General features: G+C 37.7%; 30 protein-coding genes and 2 tRNA genes. 14 read left to right on the top strand and 18 right to left on the bottom strand.

Going from position 1 to position 25,880, the window contains the following annotated elements:
• The first annotated feature begins 13 nt into the window (after positions 1 to 13).
• Complete coding sequence (locus tag JG738_RS06920) at positions 14 to 700, top strand: hypothetical protein (RefSeq protein WP_201337188.1); 687 nt, start codon at positions 14 to 16, stop codon at positions 698 to 700.
• A gap of 3 nt (positions 701 to 703) precedes the next feature.
• On the opposite strand, the gene recO is transcribed toward JG738_RS06920, so the two are convergent.
• The gene (gene recO, locus JG738_RS06915; RefSeq protein ID WP_201337187.1) at positions 704 to 1,315 is read right to left on the bottom strand and encodes a recombination protein RecO; all 612 of its coding nucleotides are present in this window, start codon (positions 1,313 to 1,315) and stop codon (positions 704 to 706) included.
• Between the two features lie 92 nt (positions 1,316 to 1,407).
• Between recO and JG738_RS06910 the strand changes: the two genes are divergently transcribed.
• The gene (locus JG738_RS06910; protein WP_201337186.1) at positions 1,408 to 1,965 is read left to right on the top strand and encodes a DJ-1 family glyoxalase III; all 558 of its coding nucleotides are present in this window, start codon (positions 1,408 to 1,410) and stop codon (positions 1,963 to 1,965) included.
• Here the strand turns inward: JG738_RS06910 and JG738_RS06905 are convergent.
• Together JG738_RS06905 and JG738_RS06900 are read right to left on the bottom strand one after the other, a co-directional pair.
• The gene (locus JG738_RS06905) at positions 1,962 to 2,807 is read right to left on the bottom strand and encodes a glycosyltransferase (RefSeq protein ID WP_236583130.1); all 846 of its coding nucleotides are present in this window, start codon (positions 2,805 to 2,807) and stop codon (positions 1,962 to 1,964) included. The two genes, JG738_RS06910 and JG738_RS06905, sit on opposite strands and share 4 nt — an antisense overlap.
• Positions 2,770 to 3,570 carry an HAD-IIB family hydrolase gene (locus JG738_RS06900; protein ID WP_201337185.1) on the bottom strand — a complete coding sequence of 267 codons (801 nt, stop codon included), beginning with the start codon at positions 3,568 to 3,570 and terminating at the stop codon, positions 2,770 to 2,772. Before JG738_RS06900 ends, JG738_RS06905 begins: the two co-directional genes overlap by 38 nt.
• A gap of 40 nt (positions 3,571 to 3,610) precedes the next feature.
• Here JG738_RS06900 and JG738_RS06895 point away from each other — a divergent pair, with 40 nt between their 5' ends.
• Entirely contained in the window at positions 3,611 to 4,489 is an 879-nt protein-coding gene (locus tag JG738_RS06895; protein ID WP_201337184.1) for an RsmB/NOP family class I SAM-dependent RNA methyltransferase, read from the top strand.
• Here JG738_RS06895 and JG738_RS06890 read toward each other — a convergent pair.
• The gene (locus JG738_RS06890) at positions 4,464 to 4,982 is read right to left on the bottom strand and encodes a shikimate kinase (protein WP_201337183.1); all 519 of its coding nucleotides are present in this window, start codon (positions 4,980 to 4,982) and stop codon (positions 4,464 to 4,466) included. The genes JG738_RS06895 and JG738_RS06890 overlap by 26 nt on opposite strands.
• Before the next feature lie 56 nt (positions 4,983 to 5,038).
• On the opposite strand from JG738_RS06890, the gene dnaE reads away from it, so the two are divergent.
• Positions 5,039 to 8,563 (top strand): DNA polymerase III subunit alpha, encoded by a 3,525-nt coding sequence (gene dnaE, locus JG738_RS06885; protein ID WP_201337182.1) that lies wholly within the window; start codon positions 5,039 to 5,041, stop codon positions 8,561 to 8,563.
• Here the strand turns inward: dnaE and JG738_RS06880 are convergent.
• Positions 8,560 to 9,045, bottom strand: coding sequence for a DUF234 domain-containing protein (locus JG738_RS06880; protein ID WP_201337181.1), 486 nt, complete (start codon positions 9,043 to 9,045; stop codon positions 8,560 to 8,562). The genes dnaE and JG738_RS06880 overlap by 4 nt on opposite strands.
• Positions 9,046 to 9,515: 470 nt before the next feature.
• On the opposite strand from JG738_RS06880, the gene JG738_RS06875 reads away from it, so the two are divergent.
• From JG738_RS06875 to JG738_RS06865, 3 genes are read left to right on the top strand one after another with little or no spacing between them, the layout of a single operon-like run.
• The gene (locus JG738_RS06875) at positions 9,516 to 10,178 is read left to right on the top strand and encodes a lipid-binding SYLF domain-containing protein (RefSeq protein ID WP_236583129.1); all 663 of its coding nucleotides are present in this window, start codon (positions 9,516 to 9,518) and stop codon (positions 10,176 to 10,178) included.
• Entirely contained in the window at positions 10,166 to 10,375 is a 210-nt protein-coding gene (locus JG738_RS06870) for a hypothetical protein (RefSeq protein ID WP_201337180.1), read from the top strand. The genes JG738_RS06875 and JG738_RS06870 overlap by 13 nt, the downstream gene beginning before the upstream one ends.
• Positions 10,372 to 10,923 (top strand): archaemetzincin family Zn-dependent metalloprotease, encoded by a 552-nt coding sequence (locus JG738_RS06865; RefSeq protein WP_201337179.1) that lies wholly within the window; start codon positions 10,372 to 10,374, stop codon positions 10,921 to 10,923. Before JG738_RS06870 ends, JG738_RS06865 begins: the two co-directional genes overlap by 4 nt.
• A gap of 10 nt (positions 10,924 to 10,933) precedes the next feature.
• Here the strand turns inward: JG738_RS06865 and JG738_RS06860 are convergent.
• Both JG738_RS06860 and JG738_RS06855 read right to left on the bottom strand, forming a co-directional pair.
• Positions 10,934 to 11,010 (bottom strand) — tRNA-Met (locus JG738_RS06860).
• Positions 11,011 to 11,024: 14 nt separating this feature from the next.
• Positions 11,025 to 11,099 (bottom strand) — tRNA-Gln (locus tag JG738_RS06855).
• 237 nt (positions 11,100 to 11,336) lie between these two features.
• On the opposite strand from JG738_RS06855, the gene JG738_RS06850 reads away from it, so the two are divergent.
• The 3 genes from JG738_RS06850 to JG738_RS06840 are packed head-to-tail and all read left to right on the top strand — an operon-like array spanning position 11,337 to position 13,458.
• Complete coding sequence (locus tag JG738_RS06850; protein WP_201337178.1) at positions 11,337 to 12,356, top strand: bifunctional 3,4-dihydroxy-2-butanone 4-phosphate synthase/GTP cyclohydrolase II; 1,020 nt, start codon at positions 11,337 to 11,339, stop codon at positions 12,354 to 12,356.
• A 26-nt stretch (positions 12,357 to 12,382) separates the two neighbouring features.
• Positions 12,383 to 13,084 carry a DUF481 domain-containing protein gene (locus JG738_RS06845; RefSeq protein ID WP_201337177.1) on the top strand — a complete coding sequence of 234 codons (702 nt, stop codon included), beginning with the start codon at positions 12,383 to 12,385 and terminating at the stop codon, positions 13,082 to 13,084.
• Entirely contained in the window at positions 13,084 to 13,458 is a 375-nt protein-coding gene (locus JG738_RS06840; protein ID WP_201337176.1) for a YbgC/FadM family acyl-CoA thioesterase, read from the top strand. The genes JG738_RS06845 and JG738_RS06840 overlap by 1 nt, the downstream gene beginning before the upstream one ends.
• Here the strand turns inward: JG738_RS06840 and JG738_RS06835 are convergent.
• The 3 genes from JG738_RS06835 to JG738_RS06825 form a co-directional block, all read right to left on the bottom strand.
• Entirely contained in the window at positions 13,409 to 14,605 is a 1,197-nt protein-coding gene (locus tag JG738_RS06835; protein WP_201337175.1) for a hypothetical protein, read from the bottom strand. The two genes, JG738_RS06840 and JG738_RS06835, sit on opposite strands and share 50 nt — an antisense overlap.
• A complete protein-coding gene (locus tag JG738_RS06830; protein ID WP_201338737.1) occupies positions 14,590 to 15,189 on the bottom strand; it encodes a uracil-DNA glycosylase in 600 nt (199 codons plus the stop codon). The genes JG738_RS06835 and JG738_RS06830 overlap by 16 nt, the downstream gene beginning before the upstream one ends.
• A gap of 125 nt (positions 15,190 to 15,314) precedes the next feature.
• Positions 15,315 to 15,698 carry a class II SORL domain-containing protein gene (locus JG738_RS06825; protein WP_201337174.1) on the bottom strand — a complete coding sequence of 128 codons (384 nt, stop codon included), beginning with the start codon at positions 15,696 to 15,698 and terminating at the stop codon, positions 15,315 to 15,317.
• A 108-nt stretch (positions 15,699 to 15,806) separates the two neighbouring features.
• Here JG738_RS06825 and JG738_RS06820 point away from each other — a divergent pair, with 108 nt between their 5' ends.
• On the top strand, positions 15,807 to 16,091 hold the full coding sequence (locus JG738_RS06820; RefSeq protein ID WP_201337173.1) for a hypothetical protein: 285 nt from the start codon (positions 15,807 to 15,809) through the stop codon (positions 16,089 to 16,091).
• Between the two features lie 8 nt (positions 16,092 to 16,099).
• Here the strand turns inward: JG738_RS06820 and JG738_RS06815 are convergent, their stop codons facing one another.
• Genes JG738_RS06815 through sdhA form a run of 3 tightly spaced genes read right to left on the bottom strand, consistent with a single transcriptional unit; the run spans position 16,100 to position 19,679 of the window.
• Positions 16,100 to 16,984 carry a CoB--CoM heterodisulfide reductase iron-sulfur subunit B family protein gene (locus tag JG738_RS06815; protein ID WP_201337172.1) on the bottom strand — a complete coding sequence of 295 codons (885 nt, stop codon included), beginning with the start codon at positions 16,982 to 16,984 and terminating at the stop codon, positions 16,100 to 16,102.
• Positions 16,985 to 16,994: 10 nt separating this feature from the next.
• Entirely contained in the window at positions 16,995 to 17,951 is a 957-nt protein-coding gene (locus JG738_RS06810) for a succinate dehydrogenase/fumarate reductase iron-sulfur subunit (RefSeq protein ID WP_201337171.1), read from the bottom strand.
• Between the two features lie 12 nt (positions 17,952 to 17,963).
• Positions 17,964 to 19,679 carry a succinate dehydrogenase flavoprotein subunit gene (gene sdhA, locus JG738_RS06805; protein WP_201337170.1) on the bottom strand — a complete coding sequence of 572 codons (1,716 nt, stop codon included), beginning with the start codon at positions 19,677 to 19,679 and terminating at the stop codon, positions 17,964 to 17,966.
• Between the two features lie 137 nt (positions 19,680 to 19,816).
• Between sdhA and JG738_RS06800 the strand changes: the two genes are divergently transcribed.
• From JG738_RS06800 to JG738_RS06790, 3 genes are read left to right on the top strand one after another with little or no spacing between them, the layout of a single operon-like run.
• Positions 19,817 to 20,635 (top strand): thiamine-phosphate kinase, encoded by an 819-nt coding sequence (locus JG738_RS06800; protein ID WP_201337169.1) that lies wholly within the window; start codon positions 19,817 to 19,819, stop codon positions 20,633 to 20,635.
• A 9-nt stretch (positions 20,636 to 20,644) separates the two neighbouring features.
• A complete protein-coding gene (gene truD / locus JG738_RS06795) occupies positions 20,645 to 21,736 on the top strand; it encodes a tRNA pseudouridine(13) synthase TruD (protein WP_201337168.1) in 1,092 nt (363 codons plus the stop codon).
• Positions 21,726 to 21,953 carry a hypothetical protein gene (locus tag JG738_RS06790; RefSeq protein ID WP_201337167.1) on the top strand — a complete coding sequence of 76 codons (228 nt, stop codon included), beginning with the start codon at positions 21,726 to 21,728 and terminating at the stop codon, positions 21,951 to 21,953. The genes truD and JG738_RS06790 overlap by 11 nt, the downstream gene beginning before the upstream one ends.
• On the opposite strand, the gene JG738_RS06785 is transcribed toward JG738_RS06790, so the two are convergent.
• The 5 genes from JG738_RS06785 to dapA are packed head-to-tail and all read right to left on the bottom strand — an operon-like array spanning position 21,946 to position 25,877.
• Positions 21,946 to 22,623: a YggS family pyridoxal phosphate-dependent enzyme gene (locus JG738_RS06785; RefSeq protein ID WP_201337166.1), complete on the bottom strand. Its 678-nt coding sequence runs from the start codon at positions 22,621 to 22,623 to the stop codon at positions 21,946 to 21,948. The genes JG738_RS06790 and JG738_RS06785 overlap by 8 nt on opposite strands.
• Positions 22,616 to 23,680 carry an RIP metalloprotease RseP gene (gene rseP, locus JG738_RS06780; RefSeq protein WP_201337165.1) on the bottom strand — a complete coding sequence of 355 codons (1,065 nt, stop codon included), beginning with the start codon at positions 23,678 to 23,680 and terminating at the stop codon, positions 22,616 to 22,618. The genes JG738_RS06785 and rseP overlap by 8 nt, the downstream gene beginning before the upstream one ends.
• A 12-nt stretch (positions 23,681 to 23,692) precedes the next feature.
• A complete protein-coding gene (gene pgsA / locus JG738_RS06775) occupies positions 23,693 to 24,226 on the bottom strand; it encodes a CDP-diacylglycerol--glycerol-3-phosphate 3-phosphatidyltransferase (RefSeq protein WP_236593245.1) in 534 nt (177 codons plus the stop codon).
• Positions 24,226 to 24,990 carry an enoyl-ACP reductase gene (locus tag JG738_RS06770; protein ID WP_201337164.1) on the bottom strand — a complete coding sequence of 255 codons (765 nt, stop codon included), beginning with the start codon at positions 24,988 to 24,990 and terminating at the stop codon, positions 24,226 to 24,228. The genes pgsA and JG738_RS06770 overlap by 1 nt, the downstream gene beginning before the upstream one ends.
• Positions 24,987 to 25,877 carry a 4-hydroxy-tetrahydrodipicolinate synthase gene (gene dapA, locus JG738_RS06765; RefSeq protein WP_370583682.1) on the bottom strand — a complete coding sequence of 297 codons (891 nt, stop codon included), beginning with the start codon at positions 25,875 to 25,877 and terminating at the stop codon, positions 24,987 to 24,989. The genes JG738_RS06770 and dapA overlap by 4 nt, the downstream gene beginning before the upstream one ends.
• Between the last annotated feature and the right edge of the window lie 3 nt (positions 25,878 to 25,880).

Below are 25,880 nucleotides of genomic sequence, written 5' to 3'. Positions count from 1 at the left end.
ATAAGGAGAGCAGATGTCTCAAATCACCATCAGAGGTGCAGCAAAATCTATTAAAATTTACAATGTAAGTAGGCTTGAAATCGAGGGATTAGATGTAGAGGATTTTAATCTTGATTCCAAAGAGGATGTTAAAGAGCTCTTTGAAATGGTAAACGATTTTGTAGAGACTGCAGAGGCGGACAGTTTTGAGCCCCCTCTTACAATAGATGGAATTGATCCAGAAGAGTGCGCTATCGATATTGATGGTAAGAAAATATATCCTGATGAATTAGAGTTACGCAATAAAAATATCATAACACTTTTAGAGCCATTACAAGATGCAAATGAAGGGGATATTTTCTACATTAGAAGCTATGAGGGAGAGGGTGCATGGACACTTGAGTCTGCAGATGAGATTGAAGATCTAACAAAGCTCTCTATCGGTTATGTGGATTGCTCAGTGATGTTTGATCAATATGATGTGCTTAGAGAAGGCTATCTTGATGTCATTTGCGATACCATTATCCCTGGTGATACACAATTTAATGGTGAAAAGGTAGAAGTAAGCGAATTTCTTTTTCGGCCGCAACAGGTATATGGGCAGCTCTATATACTCAAAAAAGATCCAATAGAAGATGTGAAGATATTGCAAAAAGTTGATTTTGGTGGGCATAGTTTGGTAGATGCAGATATGGATGTAGATGATTTTGAAGCTAACTAAGTCTCACAGACCTTGGAGTATGATATTCCAAAGCCTCTCTATCTCTTTATCATCAAGGTACTGGGCATCTTTATGAGCAAAGAGGTATGCAAGTCTCTTTTTGCTCAATGCTTCGTGTCCAACGCAATGGGTGTGAGCTGGGAGAAATGAGCGTACTAATGTAGGCTCTTCAATTGGCTGCTCACATACAAAACAGACAAAATCTCTATGGAGCCTTCCCTCATACTCTAATAACTTCACATACTCTTCTATAATAGCTCTTTTTGGATTTTGTCGTGTAAATTTTTTTGCAAGAGAATCAAGCATCTCCATATAAAAACTCTCAATATCTTCCAAGTCGCGCAAGTGCAGATAGAGCAGTTTTATAAACTGTTGCCAAAGAAGACTTTTGTGTAGATCTTTAAGCCATGAGTAGCCAAGATGGGTGATATTGCGAAGTTTTGGTAAAAAACCTAGTTGTTGCTCAATAGTAAAATCTATCTTATATCCTAAATTGATAGTAGCATGCCTTGCACCGTAGAAACGATAGAGGGTATAAAGACGTTTATGGGTGAGGACATGGACAATAAGATCTTCATTTTTGGCTCGTGTTATATTGAGAATATAGCCTTGCATGGTGTGATTGTAGTATAAATTTACTTGTTTTGTAAGAAGAGCATTTGAATTCGCTATAATTTTTATCAACAAAAGCTTAAAAAGGAGGAGTGATGGCAAAAGTATTAGTACCATTGGCAGATGGATTTGAAGAGATTGAGGCGATGGCTATTATTGATGTATTAAATCGTGCTGGCAATAGTGTGGTAGTGGCTGGACTTTTTGATAATGAGGTAGAGGGAGCAAATACCGGGCTTAAAGTTTTGGTACATGATCTTTTAAAAGAAGTGGATCCTGAAGAGTTTGATCTGATGGTACTTCCTGGAGGACTTCCTGGAGCAGAGCATCTAGCAAAAAGCGAGCTAGTACAAGAGTATATCAAACGCATGAATGAAAAAGGAAAACTTGTTGGAGCGATCTGTGCAGCTCCTTGGGCTTTGAAAGAGGCTGGAGTGTTAGAGGGCAAAAAGCATACTAACTATCCTGGATTTGAAGAAAAAACAGGGCAAGAAGGATATATTCCAGATCAAAAAGTAGTTATTGATGGTAATGTGGTAACATCACGTGGACCTGGTACAGCGATCTGTTTTGCATTAGAACTAGTCAAACTTCTCAACGGCGAAGCTATGTATCAACAACTTAAAGAGGGGCTTTTGGCAGATTACTGCTAATTTTCTCCTGCAAAAACCTTGTGTTTTTGCAGGAGTTGCTCATAGATTGGTATAAACTCTTCTAAAATCTCTCTATTTTGATGTTTTTTTGCTCCTTTGAGAAGAATTTCACACTTTTGTATGGCAACTTTTGCAACTTTAGGATCATCACAAAATGGTAGCATCGCTTTTATACGCCATCTATCCATACCAAAATATTTTTGTGAGAGTTGATCAGAGTGTCCTCCATATTTAATCACAGTTGCTTGGGGAGTAAAGCCAACAGGATATTTTTTGGTGATGCGTAGCCACAACTCATAATCTTCGCAAACTTCAAAATCTTCCCGAAAGAGACCTATTTCATCAAAAAGCTCTTTTTTTATTGCAACTGCAGAGGGGGATATAAGGCAGAGGTGTAAAGAGTCATAAAAGATGTTGCCTCCCTTTTTTTGGTGAATCTTTTTTTTATTTAAAAACTTACCATTGCGAATCCATATTTCATCTGTTTGGTGAATTTTATACGCTGGATTGGCAGTAAAAAATGCAGCATGGGTTGCAAGGTGATCTTGTTTCCACTCATCATCACTGTCAAGGAGGGCAATAATTTTACCCTTAGCTTTTTTAATACCTGCATTGCGTGCTGCACTTACGCCTCTGTTTGGTTGGCGTATGACGGTAATAGGATATTGCGTAAGAATTTGGGGAGTCTTATCAGTAGATCCATCATCAATGACGATGAGTTCAAAATCTTGAAAACTTTGTGCTAATACAGACTCAATAGATCGAGCAATGCAGTAGTCTCGATTGTACACAGGTATAATGACGCTAAAAAGAGGCGAGGTAGCGTGCGACTGCATCTTCATCATTGCTCCATGGCAAAACAATATCAGCTTCTTTTTTTACTTCTTCAAGTGCGTTGGCAACAGCAACTGCTTTGCCACTTAATCGAAACATTCCAATATCGTTGAGACTATCACCAAAGGTTGTAACGTCTTTTGGTGAAACACCTACTATCTCCTCAAGTTCTTTTAGGGCGTGAGCTTTATCCCCTTTTGGATGTAAAAATGTTAAAAAGTGGCAGTTTTGATAAGGATCTTTACTGAGTTTACTCTCCACTCTAAAGAGAGATTTTACTTTTTGCTCAATGGATTGCAGTGTCTTTTCATCACCCAAGTAGACGATTTTAAGATTTTGTTCAAGACCTTGCAGTCTCTCTATATTGAGTATGCGTTTGTCGTTGTGATAGTTTTGCAGTAGCTCTTTTTGGTGGATATTGAGCTTTTTAGGATATAAAAAGCGCTCTGTATCTTTGTCATATCCTACGATGAGAGGTCGCTCATCAAACTCTTTTTCTATTACTGCGATAATCTCATCAGTTATATCTTTACTGAGTGCGTTTATTTTGATAATTTTTCCATCGCTACTAGCTATCATCGCACCATCAAGAAGTATCATCGGATATTGAAGCCGCAGAGGTGCCAAGAGCTTTTTTACGCCTGTATAGCTTCTTGCAGTTGCTATTGAAAGAGGTTTTGTAAAACTATTCCAAATCTCTTGTGTGAATTTGCTTACTTTTAAATCACTGCGCAAAAGTGTTTTATCTACATCACTTATAAAAAATTCCAAACTACACCTTTTTTGCTACAATTTTACCAAAAGGAGAGTAATGGAGTTTTTTGAGCGCGTCAAAAAGATAAATCCGGCTATTTTAGAGGCGAAAAAAGATAGTTTTAGCTTTCGCATCAATCATCATAGAGCCACAATAGATGAGGTTTTGGAACTTTTGCAAAAAGAGGGGTATACGCCCCAAAAAGTTGATTGGGCTGAAGATGTTTTTACATTGCCGATAGAATATAGAAAACCTCTTGTAAAAACGAAATCCTATACAAAAAATCTTATCTATATCCAAAATCTCTCTTCTATTTTTGCAGCATACTCTTTAGATGTTTTACCAACAGACTGGGTGCTCGATCTTGCTGCTGCTCCTGGGGGAAAGAGTTTGATATTGAGTGAGCGGGCACAAAAGGTGAGTGCAGTTGAGCCAGATAAGAGCCGTTTTTTTCGTATGAAGCGCAATTTTAAAGAGCATGGAGCAAAAAATATTCAAACATATAACAAAGATGGACGATTTATTTACAAAAGTTGTCCTGAGTGGTTTGATAAGGTCTTTTTGGATGCGCCATGTAGCAGTGAAGCGCATATCGATGGTGAGGTGACGTGGTGGAACATGCGAAGAGTGAGGCGATTTAGTAAGCTTCAAAAAGAGCTTATTATCAGTGCCTTTGAGAGTCTCAAACCAGGTGGCCAGATGATATATGCTACTTGCACCTATGCTCCAGAAGAGAATGAAGAGGTTATCGATTTTTTACTCCAAAAAAAGCCAAATGCGAAAGTTTTGTCAGTGGAAGTGCCTTTTGCAAACTATCAAGAGGGAATAGTGCAGTGGGAAGATAAACATTTTAATGAAGAGGTAAAAAAGTGTGTGCGTATTTTGCCAAAGGGAGCATACAGCGGATTTTTTATGACGAAATTAGCGAAACTTTAGATAAAATCTCTTCAATGAGTTGCTCAGTATTTTTATTTTCAACATTGATGATAATATCTGCAACTTTCTCATATTGAGGTACTCTTTGCTCATAGAGCTTTTTTGCATCTTTGTAAGATTTAAAGAGAGGGCGTTTTTTTATCTTTTTCTTAGCATTTTTACTTTTTGTGATACGCTCATATATCCAATCAAAATCCGCTTGAAGATAAACAATTGTACCAATACTTTTAAGATTTTTGACTTTATAAAAGCCGCCTCCAGTGGAGATAATTGAGTTTTGTACACTGCTTGCAAGCCAGTCTGCTGTTTTTTGCTCTAGTTTTCTAAAATGCTCTTCACCCTTTTTTTTGAAAATCTTTTTGATCTTCATATTTGTGAGACTTTCAATCAAGTCATCTGTATCGATTGCATAGATATCTGTTTTGCCTGCCATTGCTCTTGCTAATGTCCCTTTTCCTACTCCCATGAAGCCAATAAGTACAATGTTTTTCATAGCCCCTCTTTAGCAAACTTTTTTTATAATGGTAGCAAAAAGTTCTTGGAGAGTATATGAAGCCAAACTTTACCCATCTGCATCTACATACTGAGTACTCCCTCCTTGATGGTGCTAATAAAATAAAAGCATTAGCAAAGAAGGCCAAAGAGCTTGGAATGAGTGCAGTAGCCATGACAGATCATGGCAATATGTTCGGAGCAATTGATTTTTATAAAACGATGAAGGCTGAAGGGCTTAAGCCCATCATTGGGATGGAAGCTTATTTGCATAATGAAGAGGATCTTGGCGATAAATCTACAAGACAACGCTTTCACTTATGTCTTTTTGCAAAAAATGAAATCGGTTATAAAAATTTAATGTTTTTAAGCTCTATGAGCTATATTGAGGGCTTTTACTACTATCCAAGAATAAATAAAAAGCTTTTGGCCAAGCACTCTGAAGGACTTATTTGTACAAGTGCCTGCTTGCAAGGGGAGGTAAATTGGCACCTCAATACCAATGAGCGAAACACCAAATTTGGCGCAAAAGGGTATGAAGAGGCAAAAAAGATAGCACTATGGTATAAAGAGATTTTTGGAGATGATTTTTATTTAGAGCTTATGCGCCATGGCATAGGTGAACAACAAGCAATCGATGAGCAGATAATTAAGCTCTCTTTAGAAACTGGTATTAAAATTATAGCAACCAACGATACTCACTATTTAGAAAAAGATGATGCTGAGCCGCATGAAGCTTTTATGTGTATTGCTATGAACAAGCTCTATGACGATCCAAAGAGACTTCGCCACAGTGTGCATGAGTTTTATCTCAAATCTCCCGAAGAGATTGCAAAACTCTATACTGACATTCCAGAAGCTTTGGAAAATACGCAAGAGATCGTAGATAAGTGCAATCTTGAGCTCAACCTTGGAAATCCAACGCCTCCAAATTTCAAGTTTACAATAGAGTATGCAAAAGAGTACGGAATTGAGGTTCCAAAAAGCGATCGATATAGCATTGAAAATGATGCGGTACTCTTTGAGCATATCTGTAAAGAGGGTTTACAAAAAAGGCTTGAGTATATCCCAAAAGAGGAGCATCAAAAGTATTGGGAGAGGCTCCAACATGAGATTGATATCATAAAGAAGATGAAATTTCCAGGATATATGATAATAGTCTGGGACTTTGTGCGAGAAGCTAAAAAACGGGGTATCCCTGTGGGGCCAGGGAGGGGAAGTGCAGCAGGAAGCCTTGTGGCTTATGCCATGGGAATTACAGATATAGATCCGCTCAAATATAGTCTCCTATTTGAGCGTTTTTTAAATCCAGAGCGGGTAAGTATGCCAGATATCGATATGGACTTTTGCCAAGAGCGTAGAGGTGAAATCATCGATTATGTTGTGCAAAAGTATGGCAGATACAATGTTGCGCAAGTTATTACTTTTGGTACGCTGCTTGCAAAAGGAGTAATTCGCGATGTAGCAAGAGTATTGGGACTCAGTTACAATGATGGGGATCGCATGGCAAAGCTTATCCCAGATAAACTTGGTATCACTCTGAAAGAGGCCTATGAGCAAGAGCCAAAGATAAAAGAGCTTATTGAAAGTGATCCAAAATTTGAGAGAGTGTGGCGGTTTGCTCTGGCTTTGGAGGGGCTGAAACGCAATGCAGGAATGCACGCTGCTGGTGTGGTTATTAGTAATGAAGAGCTATGGCATAAAACTCCTCTGTATAAACCAGCAGGTGAAGAAACGATTGTGACGCAATATTCGCTCAACTTCTTAGAAGATGTGGATTTAATCAAGTTTGACTTTTTGGGCTTGAAGACGTTGACAGTAATCGATAATGCTGTGAAGTTAGTACAAAAGCGCTATGGCAAAAAGATAGATTGGAATGCGATTGATCTTAATGATAAAAAAGTCTATGAGCTCATACAAAGTGGTCATACCTTAGGGCTCTTTCAGATAGAGTCTTCTGGTATGCAGCGTCTCAATGCAAGACTCAAACCAACCACTTTTGAAGATATTATTGCGGTGCTTGCACTCTATCGTCCAGGCCCGATGGAATCAGGAATGCTTGATGATTTTATTGAGCGAAAGCATGGACGCAAAAAGGTCTACTATCCCTTCGAAGAGGTGAGTTTTGATGAGCTAAAAGAGACGCTGGAGCCAACCTATGGGATGATTGTCTACCAAGAACAGGTTATGCAGATAGTGCAGACGATTGGTGGATTTAGCCTCGGTGAAGCAGACATCATACGCCGTGCGATGGGAAAGAAAAAGCGCGATTTGATGGAAGAGTATAAGAGAGATTTTGTCAAAAGAGCAAGTGAGCGAGGGTATGATTCAAAAAAAGCTGAAACACTATTTGAGCTTATAGAAAAGTTTGCAGGGTATGGATTTAACAAGTCCCACTCTGCAGCTTATGCGATGATTACATTTCAAACAGCATATCTCAAAGCCTACTATCCCCAAGAGTTTATGGCAGCACTTCTTACCAGCGAGCAGGATAATACTGATAAGATTGTTAAGTATGTGGATGAAGTAAGACGCCTTGGCATTAAATTGCTTCCACCTGATGTAAAGAGATCGAGTCTTGAGTTTAGTGCTACTACAATCGATGGAGAAGATGTCATACTCTTTGGACTAGGAGCAATCAAAGGTGTAGGAAAAACAGCGGTACTCTCCATCCTTGAAGCAAGAGTAGAGGGAGAGTTTCAAGACATAGACGACTTTTTGCAGCGTATTGATCCTAATAAAGTGAATAAAAAGGTTCTAGAATCGCTCATAAAATCTGGAGCAATGGATAGCTTTGGCTATAGTCGTAGGACACTTTTACTCAATATTGAAAGAATAGTAGAAACATCTCATGAGATTGCAAGAGCTAAAAAAATGGCAGAAAACTCTCTCTTCGGTGATGCACAAGAGCTCATAGATATCAAGTTGGATCTTGATGATAAGGGAGAGTATGAGCTCAAGCAGATACTTGAATTTGAAAAAGAGACTTTAGGTTTTTATGTATCTGGTCACCCACTTGATGATTTTAGAAAAGAGCTTGAGCAGATAAGTTATACACTCTCAAGTGATCTTGAAAATATTGCTGACTCTTCAGAAGCACTTTTTGTTGGAAAAGTTGAGGAGATAAAGACAAAAATAAGCAACAAGGGCAATAAGTTTGGTATCGTCAATATTATGGATTTGCACGGTAATATTGAGATAATGCTCTTTAGTGATAAACTTGAAGAACTTGAGCAGATGGATTTAGAAAAACCTGTAGCTTTTAAGGTCTATGTGACGAAGAATGATAGTTTCACACGCATACGATGTGATAAAATTATGAGCCTTGAAGAGGCCAAAGGAGAAAAGGTCAATACTACTATAGAAGAGCGGTATGAAGAGCCACTTATTATAAAACTGCAGCTTACACATGAATTGCAACGCCTTGAAGAGCTTTATAATCTTGCCATGCGTCACCCTGGCAAAAAACCTCTCAAACTTGTAATTATGTCGAAACTCCAAGAGGTTGAAATAGAGTCACAAGTGTTTGTTAATAGTGAGTTTGCTAAAGAGGTACAGAGCTTAGGTATACAGGTGGCCTAAAATTCAAAAGAGTAGGGCTTTTTCTCTCTTTTTTTATACGCTTTTTTTTCGCTCCACTCCTTAAAATCTTCAAGATCAAAGAGGAGCAGGTTCTTAGCTTGAGATTTAAGAAGTTCATTGGAAAAGCTGCTTTTTGAAAAGAGCGCATAGAGTTTTGGTGTAAATCCAGCTATAGCGCTCTTTTTTTGTAAAGCCGTGAGAGTTTTTTTGCAAATTTTACTATTTTTCCATTTGCATTCACCGACTATGACTTCGTTATGTGGGAGTTCAAGTAAAATATCTATCTCTACTTTATGATCCCAGTAGCTTCCAGAGCTGAGAGCTTCAGGAAAACGCTCAAGCAGGAGTTCATTAGAGAGTTCTTCAAAGGTAAGGCTGACAAAGTTGTCTAAATCTCCTAAGATAAACTCCATCACTTTATCGAATTTATGTTGTGCTATTAAATCCAATGATGGATAGATATAACGATACCAAAAGCGCAAAAAAGGCTTTTGGAAGCGAATTTTATTTTGAATACGGTATCGACGAAGATGTTTTTTGAGTTTTTGTTTAGGATGGGTTTTTTGAGGAAACTTTTCTCGTGAAACTTCTCTTTTTATAAGATTTTGATTGAATAGTTCTTGAAGATTTTTATATCCTTCTCTTTCATGTGTATAACTTTTTTTAATGGCAGAATCTATTTTGCGATCTCCTGTTGCAAAAAGTGAGAGGAGATGCTCATTTTGTATCTGTAAATTAGCTGCTATTTTTTCACTGTTGTAAAGTATATTTTCTATATTGTGTATAAGGGGTTTACCAAAATCGATAAAAGATGTATATCCTCCAAATAGAGCATAAAACTCTATTGCTTTTTCTACTTCATTACGGTCGAAATATTTATAGACTTGCTGAAAAGCTCTTTTTATTGTTCACCTTTAAGTGGTTTGATATAATTATAACAAAAAGGTTAAGGATGAAAAAGCTTTTAGCTCTTTTTTTATTTACTACATTTGTATGGAGTAGTGAAGATTCAATATTGATAAATGCTGCTAATACCCTTGATAGATTTATGGCGATTCCAGAAGAGCGTATTCCTCCAAAACTTCTATCAAGAGCTCAAGCTATTGCTATTATTCCAAATCTTATTCGAGCAGGATTTGTAGCTGGTGCGCGATACGGGAAGGGAATACTATTTTTCAAACAAAAAGATAATTGGAGCGATCCAATATTTATCAAAATGTATGGCGCAAGTTTGGGGTGGCAGATTGGCTTAGAAAGTATTGATGTGATTTTAGTATTTGTAGATAGGAGCGCTGCTTCAAAAGTATTGCAAAATGGAATTACATTAGCTGCTGATACTTCAATAGCTGTTGGACCGGTTGGCAGAGCAGGAATGGTGGGGGCAGCTACAAAGTTTAAAGCACAAATCTATTCATATTCAAGGAGTATGGGTGCATATATTGGTGTAGCATTGGCTGGCTCTACTCTTGAAATAGATTATGATGCAAATCAGCGCTTTTATGGGTGTGATCCGCAAAAAATCTACAACATTATAAATGGTGAGTGCAATAAAAAGAGTGAATTTGTACGTATACTCAAAAATAAGTTGCGAGAATATAGTTCATGGCAAGAGTAAAGAGACGAAAACCTTTTGCGCCACGCTGCAGAGTGTGTCGTACTAACAAATATGTAGTTCCAGTGGTATATGGATTTGTCAATGAAGAACTCATAGAAAAAGAGCATCAAGGACTACTCAAAATAGGAGGAGTGGCAAGAATGGTTGAAGCACCTAATTGGTACTGCAAAGAGTGTGGAAATGAGTTTTTGCGATGAGAGAGTGCAATTTTAAAAGTATAAAAATAGTAAATTTTGATTGGGAAGATAAAGAGGGTTTAGCGTTTTTGCTTGTAAAACTGCAAGAGATTTTTCGTATACCTGTAACAATTGGTCCTCAAGCTTCACTTCCGCATAACGCTTTTAATGTTTTGCGAAAACAATACCTTGCCTCATCTTTCTTAGAGACATTGCTTTTATATAAACAAGATAAAGAGATCGTACTAGGAGTTACTGCGCAAGATATTTATGAGCCTAACCTCAATTTTGTTTTTGGAGTTGCTACTCCTATCTATGCTGTAGCACTCATTTCCACGGCAAGACTGCATAATAGCTTTTACGGTTTGCCTGAAGATCGTAATCTTTTCCTCAAGCGTGTTATTACCGAAGCTGTGCATGAAATAGGCCATACATTAGGGCTTAAACACTGCCCAAATCCTCACTGTGTGATGCATTTTTCAAATACATTAGCAGATACGGATGCAAAAGGATACAATTTTTGTCCTCAATGTTGGAAGAAAGTAGAAAAGGCTTTGTGTTTAACATGAAAGAATTAATTGGTTGCGGAGGCAGGATTTGAACCTGCGACCTTCGGGTTATGAGCCCGACGAGCTACCAGACTGCTCTACTCCGCGTCATGAAAGCTATGTGGCTGGGGTGGGAGGATTCGAACCCCCGAATGGCGGGACCAAAACCCGCTGCCTTACCGCTTGGCGACACCCCAATCTTCGAAGGCTGTTTCGTTTAATTGCGGTGAAATTATAAACGATTTTTTTTCCTTTGTCAAGGCTTTGTATAAGCCCAATACATATGGCACTCATTGTAATTTTCAAGAAGATATTGTACTAGAGATTTGAGATTAGGTGAATGTATAAGTTCAATACATATCGAAAAAAAAGAGTTGTAACTGTTTTTAAATCATGTGTTAATTGTGTATAATAAGCGAAAAAATGGAGGTTTTATGCCTATCCAACGTGTCAAAGAAGCAATAGAAGAGATAAAAAAAGGGAATATGGTCGTAATGATAGACGATGAAGATCGTGAAAATGAAGGGGATCTTGTCTATGCTGCGACATTTAGTACACCAGAAAAAGTAAATTTTATGGCAAGTGAAGCTAGAGGGCTTATCTGCGTTGCCATTTCAGATGATATTGCAAAGAGATTAGATTTAACGCCAATGGTTGCAAGAAACGATTCAGCGCATGAGACGGCTTTTACAGTGAGTGTAGATGCAAAAGAGGCAACAACTGGTATTTCAGCATTTGAGCGGGATATGACTATTAAGCTTCTTGCAAGTCCTCTCAGTACTCCGCAAGATTTTGTACGTCCGGGACATATATTTCCTCTTATTGCAAAAAAGGGTGGAGTATTGGTCCGCACAGGGCATACTGAGGGCTCTGTGGATTTGTGTAAATTAGCAGGGTTGCAGCCAGCTGCTGTAATATGTGAAATCATGAATCCAGATGGTACCATGGCACGAAGGGATAGTTTGGAGGATTTTGCAAGGAGTCACAATCTTAAAATTGTCTATATTTCAGATATTGTTGAATATAGATTGCAAAATGAATTGCTCATTGAAGAGATAGCGAGCCAGGAGTTAGAATTTTTTGGTGTGAAGGTGGAAAAGAGGGATTTTCGTGACCATTTAGGTAATGTGCATACGGCAATCATTTTCTATTCTGCACAAGGAACAGCAAATGTAAAATTTCATAATGTTATGCCGGATCGTGATATGCTACTCGATCAAAGACGATATGCTTCACTTATCAATGCTATAGAGTTTTTGAAAAAAAACAGTGGTGTTCTCATTTTTCTTGATAGTCAAAGAGTAAGTGATCAGACAAAAGAGTTTGGAATTGGAGCGCAAATCCTCAAAGCAATAGGGGTGCATAATATTCGGCTCCTTACATCACAAAAGGGAAGAGAATTTATAGGGCTTGGAGGTTTTGGACTCGATATTATTGAAGAGATTGAACTTTGATGAAATAAGAAGTTTAAAGAGAGGAAATGAAGAAAATTATTGGAATTTTTACTAGTTGTAGCTTGTTTATAAATGCTGCGGCAATAAAGACTCATACAGAACTTGCATATATGCAAACAGGTGGAAATACTGATACAAAAACTTTTGGACTTAATTTTAAAGGTGAGAAAAAGTTAGGAGTACACAGTAAATTGTCTTTGAGCTTAGAAGCTGCTTATGCTCAAGAGAATGGATCAGAGACAAAAAACTCTTGGCTTATAGAGACAAACTATTACCATATATTGTCGCAGAAACTTGATTTTATCTATCTAGTTGGATATAAAAATGATAGATTTTCAGGCTTTGAGTATCAACTCTATACTGGGCCAGGTGTAAATTATAAAGCATGGAAAAATCAAAAAGGCGACTTACAGACCTCTTTGAATATTCTCTATGCCATAGATAGTATAGAAAATGGTGAAAAGAACAAATATACATCTGCACGAGCTGGTTTGCTTTTTACATATTACATCTATAAAAATCTCAAATTTGTAGAAGATGCCAACATCCGTACGCAGTTTTCAGATCTGCAAAACTACTTTTTATATTCAAAATCTTCTATCTATTCAAAAATTAGTACTTTGCTCTCTCTTGGGGTAAGTTATAAAATAGAATATCAAAATAGAGCACCAGATGCGCGTAAAAATACCGATACCACATTTATGGTATCTTTGGTTGTGGACTGGTGATGAAGATACGCATATATTATGAAGATGTGGATATCGGTGGTATTGTATATCACACTAAATATATCAACTTTTGTGAGAGAGCACGGAGTGAGATATTTTTTGCACAAGGGAAACTGCCTGTATTTGAAGAGTATCACTTTGTTGTGAAAAACTTGCAAGCCAATTTTTTGCAACCAGCATATTTTGGTGAGGAGATAGAAGTAAAAACGCAGCTAAGGCAGATGAAACGCACATCTCTCATACTCGTACAACAAATTTATAGAAATCAAGAGCTGCTTTTTTCAATGGATATCACATTAGTATGCCTAAAAAAAGATAAAATTGCTAAAATTCCACCATATTTTCTGGAGGTATTTGCTTCTCTTCAAAGCTAAAAGGTTGAGTGACAAAAATCGTTGTGTGTAGTTGAAGTTGATTGTCTAAGAAATTTTCTTTACATACTCTTGTCTTTTCTCCACGCTCTGCGAGGAGTGCATCTATACCGCAAAGTGTTACATAATTGAGCCATTCATAGAAGAGATCTTGCTCAAAAAGGGCATTGAGAGCATCTATATCTTTAGGAATAGATGAAGAGATAGCTGCAATGAAGAGATTACTGCGATCTTTTGGTTGTGTAAGTTTAAAAAGTTTTGGAGAAAAGTTTATCTGCGTAGATAACTTTTTGGCAGGAACAATGTCATAAAGGCGCATTTGCGAAAGAGTTAGCGATGTTGTAATGAGAGGTGTATTAAAGAGTACTGCAGAGTTATTGAGTTCTTCATTGTCTTTGAGAATATTTTTAAGATTGGCATAGCTATTATCTACTGCATAAAGCTCAGTTGCATAAAGCTCAGTACTTTGCATACTTTGCTCTGTTGCTAATGTTGTAAGAAGTTGTGAGAGGGGTGAGCGTTCAAGGTAGAATATGGCAAGCTTTTTTTGATTGTTGTGTAAAAGTTTTTCAAGTTGCTCTGTATAATCAATTCCACCAAAATAGAGATTTTTAGAAGTGTTGATATATTTTTTATTGATAGTAGGAATAAAAAGAGGAGAATTGGAATCTATCTGTGAAACTTCTTCTTTTTCATCAAAAGTGGCCAATACAATGGTGATGGTATCTTTGTCTTCTGGGATATTTGCAAAACTACTATTGTTGTCCATAGTAAAAAGATCAATACTAAAATGCTGTTTTGTTTGTAAAAAGTATCCAAGCAAAGATTTCATGATTTTATTTGCAATAGGCGCTGTATGCTTTTTACAAACAAGACGAATAGAGAAATATTTTGTAGTTATTGGTTGTACATGGAAAAGTTTTGTTAGTGTAATATATTGATCTTTGTAATTTTCTATGTTCTCTTTGTTTGCATGTGCCAAAAAAGAGAAATATTCTTCATTTTGTAGCATGTTAGCAAGACAATAGCTATCACATTTATATGTATCAATATTGATAAATTTGGTTTTTGGAAGAGGCAGTGGTGATAAATATCTCCCTGATGCCCATAAAACTGTAATTGAAATAAAAAAGATTAAGAGATTTCGCATAGCAGCTCTTTTATTTTAAGAAGATCTTGATATGCCTCTTTTTTCTTTGATGGGTTTCTCAAAAGAAAACTCGGATGAAAAGTAGGTATGAGAATGCGATTACGAAACTGAATAATTTCCCCTCGAATTTTTGATATAGGAGTATTGTCGCCTGTGAGATGTTTGTAGCTTGTGCTACCAAGTGCTACAATGATCTTAGGATTAATGATTTCTATCTGCTTGAAAAGGTAAGGAATGCATTTGCTTACCTCTTCAGGTGTTGGTACGCGATTGTTTGGTGGACGACATTTAACTATATTTGCTATAAAAACATCGCTTCTTGAGATTTCGAGCACATTTTCAATCATTTTTGTTAGCAGCTGTCCAGCTCTTCCGACAAAGGGTCTGCCTGTCTCATCTTCAGTTGCCCCCGGTCCTTCACCTACAAACATGAGCTTGGCATGAGGATTGCCTTCGCCAAAAACGACATTTTTTCTTGTTTTACTTAAATCACATAAATGGCATGAAAGAACAATTTTTCTGAGCTCTTCTAGATCGTCAGGAAGTTTGTCATGAGATGGTTGTTTGAGAGTTATAGGGTTCATATATGTTTCACCTAGCCATAGTTGTTGATAAAGATTGTAAAGAATTTTAAATTTTTGCGATTGTGTCATGAAGAAATATTACAAAAGAGGCGTTTAAAAAGAGGTTAAAGGGGTAAAAACCCCTCTTATTCAGTTACTTCTACTTCCACTGGATCGCTCTCCCAAAGACCATGTTTTGTACAGTAACTCATTGCAGTAAGTTTCATTTTTTTAGTTGGAACTACATAAAAGTCAACTTCTGTTTGTGAGCATTGATTGCCAAGGCTTCCGGGTGTGAAAGTTGCTTGTCCAAGGAGTCTCTCACCATCCCAAAGTTGTACATACGCAATGTAGTGATCAAAATCATCTGGATGGCAATACTCATTTCCAACTCTTACCTTTACTTGAAATTTTTCACCCTTTTTTGCTGTACTTTCACAGTGAATAAATGGTGAATGTCTATCGATGTAGTCCTTTTTTGCTTCTTTATCAACTTGAGAAATGTCTACATATCTATTGATTTTTGGCATGTTTGCCTCCTTTTTTTGTTTTTGCATTACTATTTTACATGAAAAAAATTAAAATAGGATAAAATTTATCCTATTTACAGCTAGGCAAGAATAAGATAAAATTTCGTTATGATAAAAAAGGTGTTGAAAAGTATCAAAAGAAGTTGGAAAAAGTTTGTAATAGTTTTTATTCGTGAGAGCAGGGAAACAAAAAGGATGCTAGAAGTTTATATGTATCAAAGAAACAATAAGGAGCTGATGCAGTTTGCAAATAGACAACTTGTAGATATTTTTAAAATTCTCTTTTTGTTTCCAATAACGTTGTTACCTGGATCTGTGATTATTGTAACGCTACTTGAGATTATTGCGAAAGCTTTTGGAGCTACTATTTTTCCTAAAAAGACAAAATTTTAAGCTCCGGCTTATGCCGGAACTTCTGTAACGTGATGTTTGAGTCCTAACTCTTCTGGAGTACAGCCTAGAGCAAGACCTATGAGTTGTGGAAGATGAAGGATAGGCATTGGATTTGGTAGTTCTCTGCCAATCGTTTTGACTGCTGCTTTTTGCTTTACATCGAGATTGAGATGACAGAGTGGGCATGGAGTTACCATGAGATCTGCATTGTTATCAAGAGCATCTACAATCGCATTGCCAGTGAGTATGTTAGATGTTTTTGGAGCTTGTAAATCTACATGAAATCCACAGCATTTGTTCTTATGCTCATAATCAACACTATTTCCCTCCAATGCTTGAATGAGCTCATCAAGGGAAGTTGGATTATATGGATTTTCTTTGCTCCTATTGAAGTGGTGATGCAATTCACTTGGGCGAATATTATGGCAGCCATAAAATGGAGCAATATTGAGCTCACTAAGTGGTTTGACAACTTTTTTGCGAAGATTATCTAGTCCATAATCTTCAATGAGAGCATAGAGAAAGTGGCGTACGTTACTTGTTCCTTTATAAACAAGTCCTACCTCTTCTAGTTTTTCATTTACTTTTGCTTTAAGTTCAGGATCACTATCGAGTTTATGTTTGGTCATTGCAGTATTGAGCTGACAGGTATTACAGATTGTTACCATATCAAGTCCGAGTTTTTCGGCGTAGCAGATATTTCTTGCATTGAGTACATAACTCAAAAAAGCATCAAAATCTTGTAAATGGCTTGCTCCGCAACAGCTTGCCTCATCTAAAAGTACAAGTTCAATATCAAGTTTTTTAGCAATTGCCAAAGTAGATTTGAGCAGTTCTGGAGTACTCTCTCTCGCTGTACATCCCGTATAGAGTGCGTATTTTAATTTACTCATAGCCAGTCCTTTAAAATTTTACCGTAGAGGATGTTTTGATAAGTTTTTTGATTTCATCGAGATTTTTAGATTTTGGCATATTCCAAGGCATTACAATTTTGCCTTTTTTAAACATTTCCAAAGCTTCAGGAATATGTTTAAGTACACCAAAACCTTCACTATAGGCTACAAGGTGTCCCTCATCCAAGATTCCATGTTTTTCAATTGATTTTTTAAATCCCACAGCATGGCGTGTTGCAACATTGCTTTTTGCAACACCCTCCTCAAAAATCTGATTATGAAGTTTAGTAATTTTACCTATTGGATCGATCTCTTTTGGACACGCTTCAGCACACTCAAAACATTTTACGCAGTCCCATACGCCTTGACCCAATATATCTACAATTTCAAGACGCTCTTTTTTTGCATTATCTCTTACATCCGCGGTAAAGCGATAAGCCTTTTCAAATGCAGCAGGTCCAAGGTACTCTTCATTTACTTCCACTACAGGACAAGCGTAGTAGCAGCAACCACACTGGATACAGTAGTCTGCTTCTTCAAGCTTTTCAGCTTCTTTCGGAGGAATGATATTCTCCATTGTTGGATGCTCATCGATCTCGGCTTCGAGCCAAGGTTTAACAGTTTCATACTTTTTCCAAAAGTCTGTTTTATCTACAACCATATCTTTAATGACACGCTTTTTGCTCACAGGCTCAATTACAAGCTCATTGCCAAAAAGCTCAATCATATCTACCATACGCTCTTTACATGCAAGAGTGCTTCTACCATTTACTTTTACAGCACAACTTCCACAAATACCATGGCGACAACTTCTACGATATGTAAAACTTCCATCATGTTCCCATTTGATACGATTGAGTACATCAAGTACTACATCTTTTTGATCGATTTTCATCTCAATCGTATCGTAATGGGGGAGGTAATCTGTTTCTGCATTAAAACGAAAAACTTTTAGTGTAACTTTCATCATTGACCCCTCTTAATATTTTCTTTCTTGAGGCTCGAATTTGCCAAGTACCACTTCGCCATATTCAAGGCTGATATTGCCATCTTTATCCATATATGCATAGGTATGTTTGAGGAAATTTTTATCGTCGCGTTCTGGATAGTCTTCACGGAAGTGAGCCCCGCGAGACTCTTTCCTAGCGATTGCCCCTTCTACTATGAAGCTAGCATAATCAAGCATGTGTCCAAGCTCAATTGCCTCTTGGAGATCTGTGTTAAACGTTTTAGATTTATCATCAATACGAATATTTTTGAAGCGTTTGCGAAGATCTTTTAGGATCTCTTTTTGTTTGAGGAGTGACTCTTCTGTCCTGAAGACGCCGCAATTTTCAAACATTGTATCTTGCAGCTCTTGTCGAAGTTGAGCAGTTGTTTCATTGCCATTATTGGTAAGGATAAATGCTATTTCATCAAGCATATTTTTCGCTTCTTCCGGATGGGCTGTTTCACAGGAAATACCTTTTTCAAGATCTTTGACAATATTTTCACCTACATGGCGGCCGAAAAAGAGCGCTTCAAGCAAAGAGTTTGCACCCAAGCGGTTTGCACCATGAACACTTACGCAAGCACACTCCCCAGCTGCATAGAGTCCCTCAGTAATCTCTGTTGGACTTTTCTTGACATGTCCATCAATATCTACTGGGATACCGCCCATTGAGTAGTGGGCAGTTACTGTAATCATAATTGGTTCTTTGACCATATCTTGACCAAGGAATGTAATAGCAAGATCGCGAAGTTCAGGGAGTCTTTCCATAATCTTTTTTTCGCCAAGATGTGTGAGATCAAGATAAACCGCCATACCATCAGGACCTACACCTCTGCCTTCTCGAATCTCATTCATAATTGCTCGTGCTACCACATCGCGAGGTGCAAGCTCCATTTTCTCTGGTGCATACTTTTCCATAAAGCGCTCGCCATTTTTGTTAAAAAGCTTTCCACCTTCCCCACGAGCTGCTTCACTGATTAAGATCCCACTACCAGCTAGTCCTGAAGGGTGGAATTGTACAAACTCCATATCTTCTAACGGAAGTCCATGGCGAGCAAAAATACTCAGACCATCTCCAGTGTTTGCATGAGCATTTGAGTTGATTTTGAAAGCTCTTGCATAGCCTCCTGTTGCAAACATCACTGCCTTTGCATTAAAAATTGCTGGCTCCATATTGCGTAAATTAAAAGCTACTACTCCATAAGCCTTTCCATCTTTATAGAGTATGTCAGCTACATACCACTCATCCCAAAACTCAACGCCTTCTCTGTGTGCTTGCTCATAAATTGTTTGCAAGAGGGTAAGACCTGTTCTATCTTTAGCAAAGCATGCTCTAGGTTTACTCTGTCCACCAAAGGGTCTTTGTGCAATACGTCCATCTTCGCGTCTACTAAAAGCAGCACCCATATGCTCTATCCAGCGGATAGTTTCTGGTGCTTTGGAACACATAAGCTCAACTGCATTTTGATCTGCTAAGTAGTCACTCCCTTTGACAGTATCAAACATATGTAGTTCGACATCATCCTCTTCGCTCAAAGCTGCATTTACTCCACCTTGCGCTGCACCTGAGTGGCTTCGTAAAGGATGAAGTTTAGTTAAAACAACAACACTTTTTCCTGCTTTTTTGATCTCTCTGGCTGCGGCACATCCAGCTAGTCCTGCGCCAACAATAACGACATCATAAGAGTAAATAGGTACTTCCATTCAGGTTGTCCTTTTATTGAAGTTAGGATTTTTACGATTATATCATTTAAAATACTAAAAAATATTAAAAGCTATCAAAGCTCTTTTTTTAAGGGCTCCTTTGTTACAATATTTACCAAATATTCAAGGATAGAGCCTTGCAAAAAGAGTTTTATTATATAAGTTTGTTTAATAGTAAATTTATAGGTGATGATGGTGCTTACATTGATGGAATGGTCTATAGTGCTGATGCATTTTGTGAAGATATCCATTTTAAAAAGGAGTGGATGAGTCTAGAGCAGATTGCTAGAAAGGCGATGCTTGTCAATATTTCAGATGTAATTGCTATGAATGCAAAGCCTCAATTTGCCTTAATAACTATTAAAATCCCTAAAAATTTTACAAATAAAATGCTCCATCAAATACAAGAGGGATTGGCAAAAACTGCACAGGAGTATGGTATAGAGATAATCGGAGGTGATACAGTAGCTGGCAAAAAACTTGATATTGCCATTACGCTTGTCTCTGTTACCAAAAAGCCCATTTTTCGTAAGCCTTTGCGTCAAGAATATCTCTTAGCATATACTGGGACACTGGGAAGTGTGAAAAAGGATTTGACAAGACTTTTAAGAGGTGGAAAAGTTTCCAAAAAATCTAAATTTATTGCCCCCCAATTGCGGAAAGATTTTATGCATCGTGCAAGTAGGTTTATCCAAGCTTGTATGGATATTAGTGATGGGCTTTTTGATGATTTGGAAAAGATGACAAGGCTCAACAAAGTTGGCATAAAATTTTTGCGCAAAATTTCTAAAAGGGTAGGGTGTAGTGGAGAGGAGTATGAGCTTCTCTTTGCTTTTGAACCAAAAGATTACAAAGCCATTGTACGCCGTGCAAATCAGGCACGAACAAAGGTGACTGTTTTTGGTAAAGTTACACGTAGAAGCTATCGCAATATTTGTAAACCAAACCATTTTTAAAGGCATTGTATGGATAGACTCTTTTTTTTAGATCATGCTCCAATAAATTTCTATTTTCGCCAGAGCCCTGAGACATTTGTAGTCGAAGAGGTACCACTCTATCCTTTTAGTGGTGAGGGGGAGCATCTCATTGTTAAGATACGCAAGAAAAACCTCACCACATGGCAGATGTTGCAGGCTATTAGTGAACAAACGGGAGTAAAGGTACGTGATATTGGCTATGCTGGACTTAAAGATAAAAATGCTCTTACGTATCAGTATATCTCTTTGCCTAAAAGATATGAGAAGTGTTTGGACTCTTTTTCACACCCGCAAATAAAAATTGTGCAGACCACTTATCATAAAAATAAGATTCGCTTGGGACATCTCAAAGGAAACAGATTTTTTATAAGACTCAAAAAAGTATCATCCGTTGATGCTAAAAAAATATCTAATGTATTGAAAATTATCGAAAAAGAGGGGATGCCAAACTATTTTGGATATCAAAGATTTGGAATAGAAGGGGATAATTTTCAAAAAGGTTATGATATTGTCCATAATAATCTTCAGATTAAAAATATTAAGAAACGTAAACTTTTTCTTAATGCCTATCAAAGTCATCTATTTAATTTATGGTTGAGTAAGCGCATTGAGCTAAGTAAGCTTTTATGCAATTTTTTAGCAAAAGAGCTTACAAATATTCTTGATTTGCCTTTAATGATGGTAGAAGAGCTTCAATCACAGCAACAGTTTTTTAAAGTTTTCCCTGGAGATATCTGCAAACACTATCCTATGGGAAAGATTTTTTTTGTTGACGATCCAGTAGGTGAAGCAAATCGATTTATGCAAAGAAGTATTTCTGTAACTGGACTACTACCAGGAGAGAAAACTCCAAGAGCAGAGGGACTAGCCAGAGAAATAGAGAAAGATTTTGATGATGCAGCAATCTTTATAAAAGGTGATAGGAGATATGCCTGGGTTTTCCCGCAAGAGATTGAAGGAGTTTATAAAGAGTCTGAAGCATGGTATGAACTACGCTTTTTTTTACCGAAAGGAAGTTATGCTACAATCTTGCTTGAAGAGATTGCTCATAAAAAATTAAAGGAAGAAAATGAGAGCTGAATATAAAGAAGAGTGCAAATATGCAGATGAAATTGCTGAAGATACAAAAGCTGTACTAGAAAAGTGGCTTAAACGCTATGGATGGGACATTCCTGAGCTAGATGAAGATGTTGCAGCGAAACTTATACTTACACAGATGCGCAAAACTCTTGATGAACTAGAAGTTCAATATTGCGGAGGAGCTTGCGACACTGAGCCGCCAACCTGTCCTAATTAAAAAAGAGGGAGCCTATTCTTACCATATTTGATCCGCACTCAATAGCAAGCTCAAAATCGTTGCTCATACCCATTGAGCAGATTTCTGCCCCATGGGGCTTGAGAGATTCAAATATTTTATAGGTAGTTTCAAAACTTTTTTTGATAATTGCTCTATCTTCTGTATGAGCTCCAATAGTCATTACTCCGCAAAGATTGATATGTTTTGTATTTTCTATGATTTTGAGATATTCATCATAAGCAGCCTCTGGCATTACGCCTGCTTTAGTCTCCTCTTTTGCACTATTTATTTGCAAAAGGCAATCCATCTTTTTACCTTTTGTGTCTAGTCTTTTATCAAGAACCAAAGCAAGTTCATATGAATCGAGAGATTGCATGAGCCATGGTTCGAGATCTATGAGATGATTGATTTTGTTTTTTTGCAGACGGCCAATAAAATGCCACTCAATTGGCAAATCAGTAAGCGCTTCACTTTTTGCTTTGAGATCTTGTACACGACTCTCTCCAAATGCACGCTGTCCTAGCTCATAGAGGGCTTGTATCTCCTCAGTTCCTACATATTTCGTAATAGCTACAATTTGTACTATATGATGCTCACTTCTTTTAATACGTGCAGCTTCAACACGTTGGATTATTGCGTCAAAATTATCCCGTAATCTATATTTATCCATGTGTTACCCCCATAAGACGGTTAATATCGTTATAGAGTCCAAGCCCCATGAGTCCTATTAAAAAGATCCAGCCCATATAAGTAAGGCGTAAGAGCATCTCTTCACTTGGAGGGCGTTTTGTAATCAACTCATAGAGATTGAACATAATGTGTCCTCCATCAAGTGCAGGAATTGGTAAAAGGTTGAGAACGCCAAGGTTTACAGATATGAGGGCTGAAAAGCTTAATAGTGCAATGATACCAGCTTGGCTTGCTTTTGCAGTAACATCCATAATCGTAATTACCCCACCTATCTCTTTTGGTGAGACCACTCCTTCTATCATCTTTTCTATGCCAAGTACAATGAATTTGCTTGCTTGTACTGTTTTGTCCCATGCTACTTGAATAGCCTGTAGTGGCGTGAGATGGAGTTTTACAAGTTCGCCACTTGGTGCGATACCTATCATCGGTCTTGTAACGCTCTCTCCAAAAATATTTTTTGTTTTAGTAGGCTTGGGGGTGATAGTAAGCTCAATAATTTTTTCTCTACGCTTAATTTTGAAATGGAGTGGCTCTGGATGGGAAGAGATAATATGGCTAAGATCTTCCCATGTTGTGATTTTTTGATTATTAATAGCTACTATTACATCACCTTTTTGCAATCCTGCTTGAGAAGCGGGAGAGTTTGGTACTATCTTGCCAATTTTTGGTGCGAGTGTACTATATCCAGCAAGGGCAACAATGAGATAGAGAATAAATGCTAAAAAAAAGTTTGCAAGAGGTCCTGCAAGTAAAATTATGATACGTTGCCAAGGTTTTTTTGCATTATAGCTATCTGGATCACTGCTTCTTTTGGTAGGGTCTGTGTCATCTTGCCCTTTCATTTTTACATATCCGCCAAGTGGAAGGGCACTTATTGCCCACTCTGTACCGCAACACCACTTTTTTGCAACAACTGGACCAAAGCCGATGCTAAATCTCTCAACTGTAACTCCAAAAAACCTGGCAGCCAAAAAGTGCCCAAGTTCATGGATAAAAATCATAACTGAAAGCGCAATAAGTGCTATAAGAAATCCCATGTATTTACCTCTTTACTTTAAATACTCTTTAATATATTCATATCCACTATAGAGTGTGATTGCTACTGCTAGCCATAGAAGTGCTTCTCCAAAAGGCCAGTTCATAATCAAAAAGCCTATGGCAATCATTTGCACAATCGTTTTTATTTTGCCAAGAAAGCTGGCACTTATCTCTTTGCCACTTCCTACCGCACTTACTCGCAGACCAGTGATGAAAAACTCCCGAGTCAAGATGAGATAGACCGCCCAAGGATTAGCCCGACCAAGTACTAAAAGTCCTAAAAAACCGGCCAAAGTTAACATTTTATCCGCGAGAGGATCGAGAATTTTTCCAAGTTGTGTGATTTGATCAAATTTACGGGCAATATAGCCATCAAAAAAATCTGTAATACTAGCTATTACAAACAAAAATGCTGCAAAATAATCGAGCCAGCTAGGATGAATATGTGGAAAAAGGTCTCTTTGCACCAAAAAAAGAAACATTAAAGGTGCTAAAAGTAGCCTTATAAATGCAAGTACATTAGGAATATTGATATTGCTACGCATTAGCTAAAACTTGTACCTCCATCAATAACAAGTGTTTGTCCTGTTATCCAACCAGCTTCATCGCTGCACAAAAACCAGCATGCCCCAGCTATATCTTCTGGAGTTCCCATACGTCCAAGTGGACTTCTTGCAATTGTAGCAGCTTTGACCTCTTCATAGTTTGGAAATGCGCGCAGTGCATCTGTATCGATAGGACCGCCACTCACTGCATTGACGCGAATCTGTTTTGGACCTAGTTCATGGGCAGCATATTTTACCATGGTTTCTACTGCAGCTTTTGAGCTTCCATGCCCTGCATAGTTTGGAGTGTAGACGAGATTTCCGGTAGAGCTCAGCGTTAAGATGCTGCCACCTCCGACTTTTTCCATCCTCTTTGTAGCCTCTTGCGCACCTACAACAAAGGCCAGAACTGTCGCAGTATAGATATTGTTAAGTCCTTTGGGGCGCAGTCGCATAAATGGCCCAAAACCACCAACAACTGCACGGCCTGAAATAATAGCATTGGATATAAAAAAGTCAACTCTTGAAAAATCCTCATCTATTTTTTTAAAAAGATCTTTATACTGCTCCGGCTCTAAAACATTGAGTTGATAAGCTTTTGCTTTAATGCCATACTCTTTTGTAAGCTTTTGGGCGAATTCATTTGCAATTTCTTCATTGGAGTTATATGTAAAAGCTACATCTACACCTTCGCGAGCAAATCGCTCTACAATTGCTTTGCCAATACCTCTTGTTCCTCCACTAATAACTAATGTTTTACTCATTGTACCACCTCATATTTAGTAAGTGCACTCTCTATTTTTGCCATATTCTCTTTGCTTGGTGGTACAAGTGGGAGTCTGTACTCAAGCGTATCAAGAAGACCTGCATGATACATTGCTGCTTTGATAGGAATAGGATTGCTTTCAATAAAGAGAGCTTTATTTATATCAAAAAGCTCGTCATTGATCATCTTAGCCGTATCAAACTGTCCTGCAAGTCCTGCATGTACAAGCATACTCATTTTATCTGGAAGTAGGTTTGCTGTTACTGAAATGACTCCCATACCGCCATTTGCGATGATTGGATAGTTGATAGTATCATCGCCACTAATAACATAAAGCTCTGGACGTTTTGCTAAAAGCTCCACACACCGCTCAATTGAGCCAGTTGCTTCTTTGATTCCATAGATATTTTCTACTTCATCAAAGAGGCGAAAAACAGTCTCTGGCTTTATATCGACTCCTGTACGGCCGGGAACATTGTAAAGTAGTACTGGAATATCTACAGCGTTAGCAAGAGCTTTATAGTGTTGATAGAGTCCCTCTTGCGTAGGTTTATTATAATAGGGTGAGACACTAAGAATCGCATCTGCTCCAGCCTTTTGAGCAAACTGTGCAAGATCGATTGCTTCATGTGTAGAGTTGCTTCCTGCTCCAGCCATAACTTTTGTAGATGTACCTTTACAAACCTCTACAGCAATCTCTATACACTTTTTATGCTCATCATGAGTAAGTGTGGCACTCTCGCCAGTAGTTCCTACAGGAACGACTACATCAATAGCATGATCTATTTGTCTTTGTATAAGCTTTGCATACTTTTCTTCATCAACTTTTCCATCTTTAAATGGCGTAATGAGTGCTGTCATTGCACCTTTAAGTTTTTCCATTATTCA

Source organism: Nitratiruptor sp. YY08-26 (genome assembly GCF_016593215.1).
GTDB classification, from domain to species: domain Bacteria; phylum Campylobacterota; class Campylobacteria; order Campylobacterales; family Nitratiruptoraceae; genus Nitratiruptor; species Nitratiruptor tergarcus.
Note: the sequence above shows the minus strand (reverse complement) of the source record. Positions and strands in the feature narration are given on the sequence as shown.

What these genes read in the sequence shown, in the direction of transcription:
- JG738_RS06865 (WP_201337179.1), top strand. Translation starts at nt 10,372, where the DNA reads ATGAGAGAGTGCAATTTTAAAAGTATAAAAATAGTAAATTTTGATTGG.
- recO (WP_201337187.1), bottom strand. Translation starts at nt 1,315, where the DNA reads ATGCAAGGCTATATTCTCAATATAACACGAGCCAAAAATGAAGATCTT.
- JG738_RS06875 (WP_236583129.1), top strand. Translation starts at nt 9,516, where the DNA reads ATGAAAAAGCTTTTAGCTCTTTTTTTATTTACTACATTTGTATGGAGT.
- JG738_RS06845 (WP_201337177.1), top strand. Translation starts at nt 12,383, where the DNA reads ATGAAGAAAATTATTGGAATTTTTACTAGTTGTAGCTTGTTTATAAAT.
- JG738_RS06870 (WP_201337180.1), top strand. Translation starts at nt 10,166, where the DNA reads ATGGCAAGAGTAAAGAGACGAAAACCTTTTGCGCCACGCTGCAGAGTG.
- JG738_RS06910 (WP_201337186.1), top strand. Translation starts at nt 1,408, where the DNA reads ATGGCAAAAGTATTAGTACCATTGGCAGATGGATTTGAAGAGATTGAG.
- JG738_RS06920 (WP_201337188.1), top strand. Translation starts at nt 14, where the DNA reads ATGTCTCAAATCACCATCAGAGGTGCAGCAAAATCTATTAAAATTTAC.
- JG738_RS06830 (WP_201338737.1), bottom strand. Translation starts at nt 15,189, where the DNA reads ATGAACCCTATAACTCTCAAACAACCATCTCATGACAAACTTCCTGAC.
- JG738_RS06905 (WP_236583130.1), bottom strand. Translation starts at nt 2,807, where the DNA reads ATGAAGATGCAGTCGCACGCTACCTCGCCTCTTTTTAGCGTCATTATA.
- JG738_RS06770 (WP_201337164.1), bottom strand. Translation starts at nt 24,990, where the DNA reads ATGAGTAAAACATTAGTTATTAGTGGAGGAACAAGAGGTATTGGCAAA.
- pgsA (WP_236593245.1), bottom strand. Translation starts at nt 24,226, where the DNA reads ATGCGTAGCAATATCAATATTCCTAATGTACTTGCATTTATAAGGCTA.
- rseP (WP_201337165.1), bottom strand. Translation starts at nt 23,680, where the DNA reads ATGGGATTTCTTATAGCACTTATTGCGCTTTCAGTTATGATTTTTATC.
- sdhA (WP_201337170.1), bottom strand. Translation starts at nt 19,679, where the DNA reads ATGGAAGTACCTATTTACTCTTATGATGTCGTTATTGTTGGCGCAGGA.
- JG738_RS06835 (WP_201337175.1), bottom strand. Translation starts at nt 14,605, where the DNA reads ATGCGAAATCTCTTAATCTTTTTTATTTCAATTACAGTTTTATGGGCA.
- JG738_RS06840 (WP_201337176.1), top strand. Translation starts at nt 13,084, where the DNA reads ATGAAGATACGCATATATTATGAAGATGTGGATATCGGTGGTATTGTA.
- JG738_RS06820 (WP_201337173.1), top strand. Translation starts at nt 15,807, where the DNA reads ATGATAAAAAAGGTGTTGAAAAGTATCAAAAGAAGTTGGAAAAAGTTT.
- JG738_RS06810 (WP_201337171.1), bottom strand. Translation starts at nt 17,951, where the DNA reads ATGAAAGTTACACTAAAAGTTTTTCGTTTTAATGCAGAAACAGATTAC.
- truD (WP_201337168.1), top strand. Translation starts at nt 20,645, where the DNA reads ATGGATAGACTCTTTTTTTTAGATCATGCTCCAATAAATTTCTATTTT.
- JG738_RS06850 (WP_201337178.1), top strand. Translation starts at nt 11,337, where the DNA reads ATGCCTATCCAACGTGTCAAAGAAGCAATAGAAGAGATAAAAAAAGGG.
- JG738_RS06815 (WP_201337172.1), bottom strand. Translation starts at nt 16,984, where the DNA reads ATGAGTAAATTAAAATACGCACTCTATACGGGATGTACAGCGAGAGAG.
- JG738_RS06890 (WP_201337183.1), bottom strand. Translation starts at nt 4,982, where the DNA reads ATGAAAAACATTGTACTTATTGGCTTCATGGGAGTAGGAAAAGGGACA.
- JG738_RS06825 (WP_201337174.1), bottom strand. Translation starts at nt 15,698, where the DNA reads ATGCCAAAAATCAATAGATATGTAGACATTTCTCAAGTTGATAAAGAA.
- JG738_RS06785 (WP_201337166.1), bottom strand. Translation starts at nt 22,623, where the DNA reads ATGGATAAATATAGATTACGGGATAATTTTGACGCAATAATCCAACGT.
- JG738_RS06895 (WP_201337184.1), top strand. Translation starts at nt 3,611, where the DNA reads ATGGAGTTTTTTGAGCGCGTCAAAAAGATAAATCCGGCTATTTTAGAG.
- dnaE (WP_201337182.1), top strand. Translation starts at nt 5,039, where the DNA reads ATGAAGCCAAACTTTACCCATCTGCATCTACATACTGAGTACTCCCTC.
- JG738_RS06790 (WP_201337167.1), top strand. Translation starts at nt 21,726, where the DNA reads ATGAGAGCTGAATATAAAGAAGAGTGCAAATATGCAGATGAAATTGCT.